Origin of the sequence: Nocardia arseniciresistens, from assembly GCF_046764875.1 — a bacterium.
GTDB classification, from domain to species: domain Bacteria; phylum Actinomycetota; class Actinomycetes; order Mycobacteriales; family Mycobacteriaceae; genus Nocardia; species Nocardia arseniciresistens.
Window position 1 is genome coordinate 1 of the sequence record NZ_JBKORD010000020.1, and the last position, 14,173, is coordinate 14,173.

Annotated in this window: 14 protein-coding genes; 8 read left to right on the top strand and 6 right to left on the bottom strand. The window is 63.1% G+C overall.

The annotated features are described in order from the left end of the window. Positions 1-168: 168 nt before the first annotated feature. Positions 169-750 carry an HNH endonuclease gene (locus ACLMAJ_RS31385; RefSeq protein ID WP_412017606.1) on the top strand — a complete coding sequence of 194 codons (582 nt, stop codon included), beginning with the start codon at positions 169-171 and terminating at the stop codon, positions 748-750. A gap of 266 nt (positions 751-1,016) precedes the next feature. Here ACLMAJ_RS31385 and ACLMAJ_RS31390 read toward each other — a convergent pair whose 3' ends face one another. Then, positions 1,017-1,505 carry a hypothetical protein gene (locus ACLMAJ_RS31390; protein ID WP_412017489.1) on the bottom strand — a complete coding sequence of 163 codons (489 nt, stop codon included), beginning with the start codon at positions 1,503-1,505 and terminating at the stop codon, positions 1,017-1,019. A 10-nt stretch (positions 1,506-1,515) separates the two neighbouring features. After that, a complete protein-coding gene (locus ACLMAJ_RS31395) occupies positions 1,516-2,937 on the bottom strand; it encodes a helix-turn-helix domain-containing protein (protein WP_412017490.1) in 1,422 nt (473 codons plus the stop codon). 250 nt (positions 2,938-3,187) lie between these two features. Between ACLMAJ_RS31395 and ACLMAJ_RS31400 the strand changes: the two genes are divergently transcribed. From ACLMAJ_RS31400 to ACLMAJ_RS31420, 5 genes are all read left to right on the top strand, one after another. After that, positions 3,188-3,541, top strand: coding sequence for a hypothetical protein (locus ACLMAJ_RS31400; RefSeq protein ID WP_412017491.1), 354 nt, complete (start codon positions 3,188-3,190; stop codon positions 3,539-3,541). 906 nt (positions 3,542-4,447) lie between these two features. Continuing rightward, positions 4,448-5,431: a radical SAM protein gene (locus ACLMAJ_RS31405; RefSeq protein WP_412017492.1), complete on the top strand. Its 984-nt coding sequence runs from the start codon at positions 4,448-4,450 to the stop codon at positions 5,429-5,431. After that, entirely contained in the window at positions 5,428-6,048 is a 621-nt protein-coding gene (locus ACLMAJ_RS31410) for a 3'-5' exonuclease (RefSeq protein WP_412017493.1), read from the top strand. Before ACLMAJ_RS31405 ends, ACLMAJ_RS31410 begins: the two co-directional genes overlap by 4 nt. After that, positions 6,045-6,761 (top strand): AAA family ATPase, encoded by a 717-nt coding sequence (locus ACLMAJ_RS31415; protein WP_412017494.1) that lies wholly within the window; start codon positions 6,045-6,047, stop codon positions 6,759-6,761. Before ACLMAJ_RS31410 ends, ACLMAJ_RS31415 begins: the two co-directional genes overlap by 4 nt. A gap of 279 nt (positions 6,762-7,040) precedes the next feature. Further along, positions 7,041-7,547 carry a hypothetical protein gene (locus tag ACLMAJ_RS31420; protein ID WP_412017495.1) on the top strand — a complete coding sequence of 169 codons (507 nt, stop codon included), beginning with the start codon at positions 7,041-7,043 and terminating at the stop codon, positions 7,545-7,547. 70 nt (positions 7,548-7,617) lie between these two features. Here ACLMAJ_RS31420 and ACLMAJ_RS31425 read toward each other — a convergent pair whose 3' ends face one another. The 4 genes from ACLMAJ_RS31425 to ACLMAJ_RS31440 form a co-directional block, all read right to left on the bottom strand. Further along, positions 7,618-8,469 (bottom strand): hypothetical protein, encoded by an 852-nt coding sequence (locus tag ACLMAJ_RS31425; protein WP_412017496.1) that lies wholly within the window; start codon positions 8,467-8,469, stop codon positions 7,618-7,620. A 293-nt stretch (positions 8,470-8,762) separates the two neighbouring features. After that, positions 8,763-9,926 carry an MAB_1171c family putative transporter gene (locus ACLMAJ_RS31430; RefSeq protein ID WP_412017497.1) on the bottom strand — a complete coding sequence of 388 codons (1,164 nt, stop codon included), beginning with the start codon at positions 9,924-9,926 and terminating at the stop codon, positions 8,763-8,765. Then, the gene (locus ACLMAJ_RS31435; protein WP_412017498.1) at positions 9,923-10,426 is read right to left on the bottom strand and encodes a hypothetical protein; all 504 of its coding nucleotides are present in this window, start codon (positions 10,424-10,426) and stop codon (positions 9,923-9,925) included. Before ACLMAJ_RS31435 ends, ACLMAJ_RS31430 begins: the two co-directional genes overlap by 4 nt. A gap of 22 nt (positions 10,427-10,448) precedes the next feature. Beyond that, positions 10,449-10,877 carry a helix-turn-helix domain-containing protein gene (locus ACLMAJ_RS31440; protein WP_412017499.1) on the bottom strand — a complete coding sequence of 143 codons (429 nt, stop codon included), beginning with the start codon at positions 10,875-10,877 and terminating at the stop codon, positions 10,449-10,451. A gap of 250 nt (positions 10,878-11,127) precedes the next feature. On the opposite strand from ACLMAJ_RS31440, the gene ACLMAJ_RS31445 reads away from it, so the two are divergent. Beyond that, positions 11,128-12,516, top strand: a complete 1,389-nt coding sequence (locus ACLMAJ_RS31445; protein ID WP_412017500.1) for a hypothetical protein — start codon at positions 11,128-11,130, stop codon at positions 12,514-12,516. 16 nt (positions 12,517-12,532) lie between these two features. After that, positions 12,533-14,173: a hypothetical protein gene (locus ACLMAJ_RS31450; RefSeq protein WP_412017501.1), complete on the top strand. Its 1,641-nt coding sequence runs from the start codon at positions 12,533-12,535 to the stop codon at positions 14,171-14,173.

Sequence of the window (14,173 nt, forward strand, 5' to 3'; positions counted from 1 at the left end):
TTGCGGCCGCTTGCGATCGCCTATCTGGAGCGGGTCGTAACCTTCGCGTTCGCCGATGACGAAATCGAGCAACACGAATTGGACAGCTTCCAGCAAGCGGTGACTGATCTTCAATCGGCTGTTGATCTGGGCCCCGCCCAGCAACGCGTCGATGAACTTCGACAGCGCATGCTCCGAGGCCGATCACTAACCCAGGTTCGTGCAGGTGAGCTGCCCCGCGTACAACGATCGGACCTACATCTGGAAGCTGACGAGACACCGTACGTCGACGTCAATGCAGTGCAAATCAAATACACCGCCAGCGGACCGCGGCACAACAGCGGCAGGCTGATCGGCAGCAGCAAGAAGCTCCGATTCGTCGGGGCGGGAGCGGGTACCGAGCTTCCATGGGCGAGAATTGTCTCGATAGCGAGCGAGTACGGCAACGTCATTATCTCCGCGACTACGGCCCGCGGCGGTGGGACATACAGCGTTGCGGACCCTGAATATGTTGCCGCTGTGCTCGAAGGAGCACTACGGATCGCGAAGCGGCTCGTACTTGCTCCAGGGCAACGGGACACTCGCTCGATACCGCCGAATATCAAAGCCGAGGTCTGGCAAAGAGATGACGGCAAGTGTTGCCAATGCGGTGACAGCCACTACCTCGAGTTCGATCACGTCATACCGTTGAGTCGGGGTGGCGCGACGAGCGTCGGAAACCTCCAAATTCTTTGCCGCAAATGCAATCTCGAAAAAGGCGCGCGAATCTGATGGGACTGCCCAGAGTCGAATACGGTAGGTAGCGGTTCACCCCAAGTATGGATAGGTCCCAGCGAGATAGTCGCCGATCTGCTGACGCATGCTCGGATGAATATCGTACTGATCGAGATCGGCAGATTGGACGAACAGGACATCGAACAAGCAGATTGCTGGCTGGGATGAGAGTGTTCGCTTGGGGAGCTTCGGGGTCGTCGCGGTACTCGATCCTGCCCAGTACTACGCCCTTTCATCCGCTGGACATCACGGCCCTTGCGCAATCAATCTTGTTTGCGTGCGGCACCTTCAGGCCACAGGACATCGACGGGAACCCCACGCGCGCGAGCCAGCTCGACGACTGTGCCGGTGCCGCCCTTCTCACCTGCCCCGCCGTCCCACACCGCGATCAAACGGTCGCAGGAGGAAAGCATTGCTTCGTTGGCAGCCTCGTAGGCTTCCCGACCAGCGTCATCGAAGTCCATGACCCGGACGGTGTCAGCGCGGCCGAGTAGATTGTCGAACAGTGCAGCATGGTCTGGCTTCACTTTTCGCTCGCGGTAGTTCCGTGAGGGCAGCACGACCTCGAGTCTTCCGTTGACATCGAGCACGGCCTGCGCGAATACCGAATCAGCGCCGCGGGCAATGCAACTGACACCCACCAGCTCGGCCGGATTCTCGTCCTCAGCAAGAACCTTGCTGATCGCGTTGTACACCAGTAGCACGGTGTCCTCAGTGATGTTCATATGCCCGGTAACCCCGATACGCGCCACTCAGCTCCTCCTACGCCGTCGCTACCAACGGCCTCATACGATCACGCAGCTCAGCCATTACACCGACGTTCGCGAATTCTTCGGTGCGGCTGTACAGCTTGACCAACTTCTTCCGGACACGATCAGACGCAGTCTGACCGACCACAGCCAACGCATTCTGGCCGATCCGGCATGCTTCCTCCACTTCGCCCTCAATGAAGCGTGCCTCCACCATTCCCAACTGATCGAGGGCAGAGCTGCGCCGCCGATTCGGCTGTCGCAATTGGATCGCCTGCTCGATGTGATCGGCGGCTTCAAGAGCGAACGCGGACTCTCGCCGAGCCATATCGAGCAGTCGCCCGCCGATAGTGCCCGCGAGTTCGGCGGCGTCGAAGTAGTTGATCCAATACGGATCGGCGCTCGCATCGGAGTTACTGAGCGCTTCGTGGGCGTTGTCGCAGATGCGGCGGAATGCTGTCGGCCGTCCGAGCTTGCCGTAGACCCATGCTTCACGCGTGTAGAGCATTGCCTGCACGGTCGGGGTTACGCGGTCGCCGAACTGATCCTGGGCGAGGCGGATTACCTCCAGCGCGTCTGTGGCCCGTTCACGCTCCACGCTCTCGCGCTGTGCAGCGAGTCCGTAGTGGTCGAGTGATAGCAACTGTCGCGCCATGCCCGCCATGGCATTAGCGCACAAGGCCGGATCGTCGGCGGCTCTCGCCGCGCGGATCGCGAGCATGTAGTACTGCTGCGCCTTCTGCTGGCGGCCAGAGTCCCACGACATGGTCGCGGCGGTTTCCGCGAGTAGGGCGAGGGTCCGTCGAAGGCTGCGTTTGATCTCCGGTGGGTGTGAGTCACGCAGCAGGTCGTTGACTTCACTTAGCTGCCCAATTACGGCTTTGCGCCGCAACCCGCCGCCGAACTGGTCGTCCCACTCGCGGAATATCCGAGCGGCGTTTTCTAGCTCTATCGCTTCTTGGAGCCCGACTCCGACGGCAGTTACCCGAGCAGGCGTTACTTCGGATGCGGAGAGCAGCCACCGTTCCAGGGGCTCGAGGAGATGAGCGCCCACAACAACACCGACTAGAGCTCGGCCGACTTGGCGGCGGTCCAAAACTAGGTCCTCTCTGATCAAGTCATCCGCGACCACGGTTGACTCGGCTGTCCATATTCCTGGAACCCAAGGGGCACCAACGGAATCCACTGAAGAATCATCTGTCAGATTGGCCTCGACCGCAGTAATAAACCGAGCCCGCTGCTCGGGTGTAGCACGGGCGAGCATCGTTTCCATGATTCCGGTGCACTTGTCACCCAGCTCGATCGCGTCGCCCAGGTGTCTCCACTTCGTCACTGTGCTCTTCGCGATGCCTGCGCGGGCGGCGAACCGCTTCTGGGTGAGCCCCAACGCCTCCCGCAAAGCTGTGGCTTCGGTACCGGTCCATTTGACCTGCATACCCAACATTCGCCCCCTGAGGTGACCTCGTACACCACGAGTAGACCGGAGTAGACCGCGAGTCAGACCAGCGTAGACCGCGCACCCCTTCCGACGTGCGCAAATACGCGCGATGGTTGGTTCAGCCCCGGCGCCGGGTAGATGGCGTTCCCTCATCGGCACACCGACTCGCATTGAGCCGCCCGTCGGTGTGTGCGCCTCCCCGGCGTCGGGTGCTTCGACCACCAACGAGCAATCAGGAGGCGCAGGGATGGGTTCGGACGACGACGAAGATGCGACACCGCAGCAGATCTACGACGGGCAGCTGTTTCATCTGCAGCACCATGGAACTTCCGAGCAGGCAACGAACTTCGCGGCAGATGGACCGCCACCACCGATGGCCACGGACGGTATCACCGGCAAGATCCTGTGGTTCGAGGAACACCCGCCGTCGATGGAGGAGTTCGCGCGCTTGCTCGAGTTGATGGAGACCGGGGGCTGGATCACCACCGCTGAGCGGCAGCCACTGACAGAGCTCCCACTGTGTGAGGGCCTCGCCGAGCTCAAAGCCTGCATGATCGAGCGGGACACCCCGTGGCGACAAACTCCGTCCGGGACTGAGTGACCGCACCATGGACGACACCGCAATTCTCCCCATCGTCCCCTCAGACACCCCGGCATCCCGGTGTGCGTTCTACCGCCACGAATTCGGGTTGCCCGCCGTAGTGCAACCGGAGCTAGGGCGCATCATCGTGCTGTTGGGCAGCGTTGGCGCGGTAACGATGCCCGCTGAGCTCGGCGGATTCGTGAAACTGCACATGCAAGCTCACCGTGCCCGGCTCGGGCCGATCATCTCCCACCCCCGCTCGAAACGCTGGACCTTTCTAGTGCGCCCGGACGTCCCCGACGACGTGCCGACGTTCGCAGATCTGTTCCGACACAACGTGTCTATCGCGCGTATGGGCGCTCAGATTGCATTGCCATCACCCGCGGATCGACATACCGGATTCCGAGTCTGGGTGGAACCACCACGCGATCGCTTCCGGCCCTCGGGCATAACGATCGTCGAGGCAATGCGCGCATGCGTGCCATCCATTCGACGGTAACCGCATAGCAGAACAACATGTCACACGGCTGACCTGTCGGCCCGCTCAACGTCCACAACCAACTCCCGAAACGCAGCCGGTGCAGCTATCAAAACTGCGCCTCACAAGCGTGCCCTTCCGAACCTTCTAAGCGTCCAGCCAAATCAGGCAACGCCAGCCGCAGCGCTCCCCTGCCGCCGACGCGCGCCCAAAGCCGTACATCCGAACGAAAAGGCACCGATATGTCCCAGCCAAATCAGGCCGCAGACCAATCGCACGCTAGACGGCCGCTACCGCTTCTCGCGGCGGTTGCGCAGCAGGCTGACCTGCGAGATGAGTTGCACGAAGTGATCGAATACCGAAAATCAGGGCTCTCGGTCAACTGGATCGTCGGTTGCCCGCTCGATTGCGGATACTGTGTGCGGCACCTGTTCGACAATTTCGATATGAAGGTCCCCCGCGCGCTAACCAGCGAGTCGGAAGCTGTGCGAATGCTGCTCAGCAGCAGGTACTTTCGCCCGCACATTACGCCGATTCAACTTCTCAATCGGGCCACCGACCCGATGCTGCCGCCGGTGAAACCGCACCTGTTCGAGATGCTCCGACTGCTCGACGACCGAGGCCTCACCAATCACGTCCTGGTCATAACACGGTGGCGAATCGAGCCCGAAGACTGCGCAATCCTCAACTCCTTCACCAATATCCGCCTCACCGTATTGGTCACCCACTCCGGCATCGACGACGACCGAATCGAGCCGGTCGACTCCAACATCGCAGCCACCTCGCTTGCGACCGTGTTCGAGCACGCCGAACGCTATCGCGTGATCCTGTACTGGCGCCCGATCGTCCCAGCACTCAACGACTCCGACGAACACATCCAACGAGGCCTCGCACTGAGCCATCACGCACACGCCACCGTGTTCACGGGGCTGTTCTTCAAAGACCAGATCCGCGACTACTACCTCGCACAAGGACTGCCCGAACCCTACATCGAGGGAGCACGCCGCAAGTTCTTCCCCGAAGACCTCGAACGGCGAATCCTCACCGCTGCCTCCGATTACGGGACAGGCTCACCCCTATTCCGCAAGACCTCCTGTGCGGTGACCTACGCCCACGGCGTAGCCGACTACAACGGGCATTACGGTATCCGCGAACTGTGCGATATCTGCCCAGTCGCCCAACTCGAACGCTGCGCGAACGCATGGCGACGACCTGACGTAAAGCCTGTCGCTGACCTGGCCGCAGAGTTGGGTGGCCGTCTGGTCGAGATCACCGATCGCGCCATCGTGGTCGACGGTCTGGACGAGCAACCGCGCTACCTCATGCAACACAACCTGGGCTACCAGGTACACGACGTTCGTAGACCGCATCATCCGCACCGGCACGGCCGCGCTGAGATCGGCTGGCCCACTATCACGGAGGCGCAGTGACCACCAGCATTCCCACCGCACTTCAGGGCAAGGAAATTGCGGTCGTCGATGTCGAAGGCAACGGGCAGAATCCGCCGGAGATCATCGAAATCGCCATCCTCGAGGTCACTGGCGACACCGCCAACGTCGACGACATCCGTTCCTGGATGATCCGCCCACAGCTTCCAATCACCCAAATCGTCACCCGCAAGGTTCACGGCATCACCAACCATGATGTTGCCGAGTGTCCCGAGTGGGCGGACGTGGCTCCCGCCGTAGATGCAAACCTGCGCGGGCGAATCCTGGTCGCCCACAACGCGAAAGTCGAGCAGAAGGTCCTCACCGCGCACCTGCCGGATTGGGAACCACCGATGATCCTGGACACCCTGCGTCTGGCCAAGGCTGTATGGCCGGGACTGCCCGGTTACGGCCTCGACAAACTCATCGACCACGGCGAACTCGACACCACCGCCCTCGCCGAGCAGGGCTACCACCGCGCAGGCTACGACGCCTGGGCAGCATGGCAACTACTGCACAGGCTCGTCACCGACAGCGGAATGGACTGGGACGGACTGATCCGTGCCGCCGCACCCCAGGAGTTCGTACCAACCGCAGAACCCGAAGGAGGCCTGTGGTGAACAAACCCGAGGTGTCACGGCCAGTCACCGTCACCGGCACCCACTCCACCGGCAAAACCACATTCATGGCCCGACTGGCGGATGAGCTGCGCCGCGACCGAATCGAGGTTGCAACGGTTGGTGACCTCGGCCCGCAAGCACATCAACTCGGGTTCCCGATCCTCTACAACCACACCTGGGCATCAACACTGTGGATCATCACCCGAGGCATCAGCAACGAACTCGCCGCCTGGCAACACGCAGATGTCGTCCTGATTGATCGCGGCATCCCCGATGCCCTCGGCTACTACGATGCCGCCCTCGAATACCGCGGCCACCAACCAGATTCGAACTATGTCCACCTCGAGCAAGTCGTTGCCGCGCACCGGCACCACTATGACCTCGTGCTGCGAACAATCCTCGATCCGCGAATCCCTCTCGGGATCGACAAACCACGTGATACCGACCAGGAGTTCCGGACACTGGCCGACGCCCACGTCGCAAAGGTGCTGCACCGCTTGAACATCGATCACGAAGTACTGACGTTCGATGCCCACGACCGGGCGCTCGTCGAAACCCGGGCGTTCATAGAAGGACGGCTCAACGAACCAGCACTCGAGGCCCCCCAAGTAGGGTCCCTGCCATGCCACCGCGCTCGCACATCATCCGCATGGCCATCCGATCCGGCCCGATGGCGTTCCACCAAGCGGAATAGGTCGCTGGCGCTCTCGTAATCATCAGTGCCACAACAATATTGGTAAAGTTAACTCCGCCGGAGACCGGCGGACGGGTGACTTGTCGAAGCTCGGCGGCAAGGGCGCGTTCGTCAAAGAGATCGACCGCGGGAGTCATCGAGATCGTCGGGTCGCCGTGCGACGATGCTCAGATTCTCAGCATCTTTCGCGTTGTCCTCCGCGATCAGGTTGTAGACGTCTGTAGACGTTTGTAGACGCGAGGAATAACCTGATGGTCGCCCATCGAACAGGGTCCATATCGGCGAAAACGGAGCAACCGTGACGGCAGCAGACCAACGAATACAGGTCCGCGTGGACGCCGATGTGATGAAGTGGCTTTCCGGCCGCGCGGATCTCATGGGCGCCAACGCATCTCCACACCTGCAAGCGGCCGCGGAACTGACCCTGTGGCGGGAAACGCTTGCGGCCGAACTCGGCAAGGTGCGCATGTCCTGCGGCGAGGCCGCGTGCCTGGCCGACATCAGCCACCGCGCGACTCTCGACACCAACGTGTCTGTGTCGCTGTCGTTGCTGTACGGGAAGGCGTTCGACGCGTTCCGCGCAGACTTCGATACCACCGAACTGTCTGGCCTGTACGGAAAGAAGCACGGCATCGACGAACAAGCCCTGCTGAATAAGCTGGTCCGATTGACGCCGACACAGGATCACGCCCTGCGGGATGCTCTCGCACGCTGGTGGGCGCTCGACAGTCGCGAAACCACTCCGGCGGGATTCGCGCAAGTCGACATATTCACCGATGAGCACCGCGCCGCTCGGCTGGGGTGATGATCCTCGTAGCTGGTCCAACGAGGTGCCCGGCCGGTGGATATGGGCGTCGGCGGGAGCTCGCCATAGCTCAAACCGTGGCGCGCTTTTCATCTCCGGGGCTATCGAAGCGGATCATTCCCACGAGCGCATCTTTCAACTCCAGTCCAGGTTTAGCCTTCATCGCGTACATGTACGTATGTTTACCATCGGGATCGGCCCGGTCGGCGTCCATTTCTGCCTTGGTTGGCGGTGTAAGCTTTCCGCCATCGTAGACAAATAAGACACCGGGACCTCTATGTTGCGCCATGAAATCTTCGACAACACCGTCCCCTATATGCGTCCATGGGTCTTTCGGTGCCGCTCCTCCATGCACGCGTGCGTCTTCCACCAGCCGTGAAACTCCATGATCTTGATCCGCCGAAACCCATCGAAACTTGAGGTTATCACCCAGTTTCTCGCCTTGCTCCGCCTGCATATTACCCAAGAGTTTTATGAGTTTATTCTCGGGCTCCGAAAACTTCCCCCGTCCGCGCAATTCCCAAAAATCCGCAAGAAGCTTGACATCGCTGACCATGTTCTGAAGGGAAAGTTTTTCGGCGAGGCTCGCAAAGCTGGATCTGTCTGCTTGGGTAAGTCTCAATACGAAATGTTCGGCCCGGCCAGGTGCTGAATTATCATTGTGGGATTCGGCGGCTGGAGGCAGGGGGTCGTCCTTGACGAGCCGCGCACCCGCCTCCCCCGTGCCGAGACCGGACTGTTCGATCTGACGTCGGCCCTCCTGATCCTTATCGGGCACCGTCTCCCCCGTGTGCTTCTTCGCGGCCCCCCCGATCTGTCGCAGCGGCTTCTCCGCCGCACCGGCGGCGTCGGGGATACTGCGCTCGGCGAGCATCTTGGCCACACGCTCGCGAAACCACTCGGCGAAATACCTTCCGGCCATTGCGCGACTATACCCACCCGAACGGCGCTGAAAAACGAGACCCGCTGCACTACAACACATACCACCTTTATGCAATGAGAATTTCACAATGAGATCAAAGTTTCTATGGCTTCCGGAATGTCGATACGGACGTGTCACAGGACTATCCGATCAGCGGTGGATCCGAAGTCGATGCTGGTTGATTGCGGCTTGCAAACTCACGTGCGGCCTTACATAACCCGATGCTCCGAGCCCGACCATCGACGTTTCGTGGCAGGGTCTGCACCTTCGCGAAGGTGCATATCCCATTGCAGCTAGACCTCGACGTTCGGACGTACGATCTCTGACGATCGCAGGGCGCGACCGACATGTTCGAGCCAGCTTGCTTCTTCGAGAAGTGTGTCGGTGCTGCCGTTTTCAGCGAGCAGGGTCATCGTCGTGTTGTGCTGGGGCGGTTCGCCTGCTTGCTTCGCCCGGATCGCGGCGGCGATGACGGCCGCCTCGATCATCGGGCCGCGCTCATGGTCAGGTAAGCCGAGCGCGTCGGACCGCTCGGTGGCGAGTTGTCGTGCCCGTGGATCGGCATACCCGCGCAGGGCCAGTTGCGCGTCCCGAATGTCGACGACTCGGCGACAGAGCCGAAATTCGGCGTCCCGCAAGGGGTTCCATTCACGGCCGATGGGCAGGGGTACAGCGCTCGTCGTGCCGGTGGCGGATGTCAGGTGCTGGTTCAGCGCGCTGAGTCGTCGGTCAGCTCGGTGGCATCGGTAAGCGTGCAGCATCACCTCCAGGAACTCACCCGCCGAGGGCAGTGCCATCCCGATGATGACGATGAGCAGTCCGGTTACGGTGAGTAGCCCGTCTACGATGACATATATCGGCCGAGGCGGGTGGCCGAGATCGGCGGTGACGAGCACGTAGCCGAGGAAGGCCAGGCGCGCTATCACGGCGATGCCGCCCAGTGCGATTACCCGGAATCCCATGCGTAGCCACGGCTTCGCGGTGAGCGCCGCGTAGCGGAACCCGAACACGACCGCCGCGACGCCGCTGACAAAAACGTAGCAGATGAACAGATACCGATATCGGGCATCATTCGCGGACGTCGGCGGGAACTCGGCGAACAGTGCGACAACCACGACGACAACACCAATGAATCCCGCGCAGCACAGCGGTGTCCTGCGGCGCGCGATCTCGGTCGGTGTCGTGAGGTACACGAACCAGATCTGGCTCGCGCACACAGCGAGCATCGCGGTGAGGTCACTGAGCAAGATGCCGAGTGTCTGAATATGGGTGTGTTGGTCGATGGCATCGGATTCGAGCCAGATCATCATGGTCGCCAGGATCGCGCCCACGAAAAGCGCACTCGCACGGTGCATCCCGTTGTCCGGGTCCCGCATGATATCGCGAGCCTTGATGGCCAGGACAGTGCCGCAAGCCGACGCCGTGAGCAAGATCAGAAGAATCGGGTCGGGGGTCACAGTGAATTGTCCAACCGGCGGACTATGTCGGCGATCGCCGGATCGGCAGCGACGGTAACCGGCTGGCTCGACCGGTGCGCGCGCCGCAGCAGCAACGTCGCTGTCATCTCCGCCTCGGTCTCCTGCTCGGTCGATCCGCAGGACCTGGCGAGAATCCGTCCCGGGAGCTCATGGGCGATGTGCACGAACACGCAGTGCCCTCGATCATCGCCGATCGGCTGACCCGTATGACCGAACAGCAGATGCGCGAATTCGTGAAAGATGATCTGCTGGCGGTGAATCGGACTGGCGGACTCCTCATAGATGACCGAATGCCCATGTTCGTCGGTGATCAGCAACCCGAGCGGACTGGCCGGCGGCAAGGCCATTGGGATCAGTTCGATCCGCCTGCCCACATGATTCGCCAGACGCTCGCACACCTCGTCGATACCGAAACGAACCGGCAGCCCGAGCATATCGATTCGTCTTTCGCAGCGCTTGCGAAAATCCGTGGTCCGCATGGCAGTCGACGTTCTTCGCGCGCTACCGGTCGCCGGACGGGCCTGCGGGCAGTCGCTCCAAGCGCCGGAAACGGTTGATCACATCGGTGACCGCCGCCAGACTCTCGGCAGACAGGCCCGCCGCGCGCAGCGCCACATCACGCACGCCCGCGTCCCGCATCGCAGTCAGCAGATCCAACTCGGCATCGACCTCGCGGCTGGTCTCATCATCGAAGAAGTACGCAGGCGGAACCCCGAAGAATCGAGCCAGTGCACTCAGATGCCGAAAGGTCGGATTGTCTCGTTGCCCGGTCCGCAAGTACCAGACATATGAACCGGACAACTTCACCCCCTGATCGCGGGCGATCGCCGTGGCGACCTCCTCGTTGCTGAATTCGCGACCGTCCGGCCTGCGCACGACGTCGAAAAGATGCGTCAATCTAGACGCCAACATTACGGCTGTTTCATCCACCGGTCACCTTCCCATCAACTGGAATACCTTCGAACCAGTATCGCTTGACGTCCGTTGACAGGCCAGGTAAGTCGTGGTCCAATCGTGCCGTCAACTGGTGTGAATATAGAACAATGTGAAACCACCCATGTTGACATTCTGTCGGATTGCGTTATGTCGTGGCAGGAGGACCGGCAGTGGACAGGAGCCGCACCGCAGGGCCGCTCGTGGTCGGCCCTCGGCTCACGTTCCTGGGATGTCGGAGTGTGCAGTGACCAGTTCCGCGGGTAAGGAACTTGCGACGTTGGCCGATCAGATCGCGGATGGGCTGCGCGGGCTTGCCGCGCCCGGGTGGCAACAATTGGAGGCGTGGTTCGCGATGACCGTAGTCGCCGAATCGGCGCTGCTGACGGTCGACGATGGCAGCCGGTCGATTCGGTGCCAGGTGTCGGATGCGGTGTGGGAGATGGTGCGTCGGCATCGACGGCTGTCCGCCGGTTCGGAATGTGGGCCGTGGTGGCGGTTGCTGGTGCGCATCGACGCGGACAGTGTGGAGGTTGTCGCCGATCAAGGTGCGGAGGACCCGTTCCCTGGTGAGCAGTTGTTTTCACCTGATGCCTATCTGGCTGACATGGAGCGCTATCCGCGCGATCGGCTGCCGGTGTGGCTGGCGGCTTACATCGGGCGCGATGAACGCCGGTCGAGGCCGCCGCAGGCCGCAGTGGACGGGATGCGCGCGGACCGGCGTGCGGGCGTGCGGGCGGTGGCTGTGGATGGCGAGCTGCCGGAACTGGCGGTGGTGTGGGCCCGGTGGGCGGTGCTTGCGGCGGCCTTCGTAGCGGTTGGGTCGGGGCGGGGGCCACGGATCGGACCATCGGTGGGCATCTTCGAAAGCGCCGGACGCAGCGGCTCGACGTTGACCCTGCTGCCCGGTAACCGGGCGGTGCTGTCGGGCGGTGTGTGGGATGCGCCGGTCCTGGACGCCGCCTACAACGCGGGCGCCGCGATGCCGGAATTGTTTGCGGGAGCACCCGACTGGGTTGCCGACCCGGTCCTGAACCCGCGCGCGGTAATCGGCTTGCTGTCGTTTTGTTGCTGGTGGGAGGCCGGGCAGTGGTATCGGGGCGAGTCGGCTCCGATACCGGAGTGCGCGCCGGCACTGCCCGCGGTGTGGACGGCAGGCACCGTGGCGAGTGTCGTCGGCAGCCTGCTGGACGGCCGGGGCGGTACGGCGGAAGGGGCCGAGCTGTTGGTGTCCGCGGCGCAGGCAGGCGCGGTGACTCGCGAAGCGATCGTGCAGGTCTTCGGTGACGGCGCCGACATCGATGGCGCCCTGTTCCAGTTCATGCTCGCGGACCTGGTCGCGAACCACGCCGCTGGGATCGGCGCAACGGAGGCGCTCGACCTCGTCCGAGAACACATCCACCGACGGGGTTACGACACCACGAGATACCCGCTTTCGACGTTGCGGTCCGATCGCATCAGCGTTGGCTGGCTGGTCCGTTCTCCGGTGCCGGACGGCGAGTTGGCTTTGGACCGTGCCGTCTTCTATGTCGCCGACGATGGCGTGGTTGAGCGCTCCACCACGTCGGTGCCGCTGTCGGTGTTCATCACCGATTTCGAGCGACGGCTCCGGCTGCGCGGCAACGGCCGAGCCTGACCGGAGGGGTCGCGACGTGAACAGTGAAGTTCGGTTGGATCCGGACAGCCTGCGGAATCAAGGAGCGCGGCTGGCCGAACTCGGCGACCGCGTAGGGCAAACCTATGCGGGACTGCGCGATTGCCTGGCGCACGCCGAAGGCAGTTGGGGCGACGACGATCTGGGCATCGCATTCGCCAGGGAGTTCAAGCCGCATGCCGACCAGCTGCTGACGGGTCTCCGGGCGATGGAGCAGAGCCTGCGCGGCACAGCCGCCGGAATCGTTGACGCCGCAACCCAATTCGAAGTGCACGACCGCTACGGTGCCAGCACGATCGGCGCGACGACCGCAGACCTGGACCCCAACGGCACGCGGAATCCGCGATGGTCGGACGGCAGCGCGGGCACGTCGTCGCCTCCGAGCGCGCCACTACCCGTGGCGTCCGATCCCACGGCGACTTCTCCCGCGGCGGGCGCCCCGGCGCACCCCACAGACCTGGCTCGTCCCACCGAACTATCCACCCCCGGCGGGTCGCGTACACCGGATACGTCCACGGGACGGTCCACGCCGCAGGACGGTCCGCAGCGCCCGAACTCTTCGGATCGAACAGGCCGGGGATCGGATCGAACAGGCCCAGAGGGCAGTGGCAAATCCGGCAACGCTGCCGGTGACTCCGGTCGCGGGCCCTCGTCCTCCCCTGTGTTGCCCTCGTCCTCCCGGGCGTTGCCCCCGTCCTCTCCGGTGTTGCCCCCGTCCTCCCCTGTGCTCCCGCCGTCATTCCGGGGGTTGCCCCCGGCCGCCACACAGAATGCGGCCCGGCTCCTTGGCACGGCGTCTGCGCCAGCGCCGGCGACCGGTGTGGAGCGGCGAGACACCCCGTGGACCGGGCAACAGCCCGGGACACCCGGCTCGCCCCCGGGTGCCCAGCCGAGTCCCCCGCGCCCTCGGTACGGTTCCCCGCCACGATCGAACAAGCCCGCAGACGAACCGCAGCGCGGGCGTGATCGGCCCGGTTCCGACGGGCGATCGGGTTCCGACCCCTTGGTCAGGTGGCTGGCGCGGACGTTGGCCGAGCACCACGGTGTGGATGTGGCCGGATTCGATACTCCCGGCCTGCAGGTGGCCGCGGTGCGTGAGTTCGTGGCCGCGGTGGACCTGGTGCTTACCGACTACCCGGTGATCGGCCTGGATGTCGTAGCGGTGGCAGACCTCGGCGACGAATCGGGCATGGTGCGGTGGAGTTCCGAACCGCACGACGCCAGGGGCGCGGCTCGCTCGATCACGCTCGACCAGCGGACTGCGCAGGAGCCGAGGGAAGGAACCGGAACCGCGGAAACCGATGCCGGAATGGGTATCTACGTGGCCACGCTGGGCGAATTCGGCCGAGCGCTCGATGGCGCCGGTGGCGGGCTCGCGCGCAGGCAGGCGCAGCGCGTCCTGCTCGCGGAGTACCTGCGACGCGAGCCCGGACGACACCGCACACTCGCCGAGGTGGTGCACGGTTATCAGCGCTGGCGTGGCGAGTTGACCGGGGATACCACGACCCCAGGCGGATTCGATGCGAATCGGGCCATCGGAGCCGCGTTCGCCGAGGTAGTGCTGCACGGAGATGAGGCGGGCATCCAGGCGAAAACACTGCATGCGGTTCTCGTCGCCGCGACCTCTCGGGATGGGTAG

Coding starts and splice junctions, on each gene's coding strand:
- ACLMAJ_RS31385 (WP_412017606.1), top strand. CDS start 169: ATGCTCCGAGGCCGATCACTAACCCAGGTTCGTGCAGGTGAGCTGCCC.
- ACLMAJ_RS31395 (WP_412017490.1), bottom strand. CDS start 2,937: ATGCAGGTCAAATGGACCGGTACCGAAGCCACAGCTTTGCGGGAGGCG.
- ACLMAJ_RS31400 (WP_412017491.1), top strand. CDS start 3,188: ATGGGTTCGGACGACGACGAAGATGCGACACCGCAGCAGATCTACGAC.
- ACLMAJ_RS31405 (WP_412017492.1), top strand. CDS start 4,448: ATGAAGGTCCCCCGCGCGCTAACCAGCGAGTCGGAAGCTGTGCGAATG.
- ACLMAJ_RS31425 (WP_412017496.1), bottom strand. CDS start 8,469: ATGGCCGGAAGGTATTTCGCCGAGTGGTTTCGCGAGCGTGTGGCCAAG.
- ACLMAJ_RS31435 (WP_412017498.1), bottom strand. CDS start 10,426: ATGCGGACCACGGATTTTCGCAAGCGCTGCGAAAGACGAATCGATATG.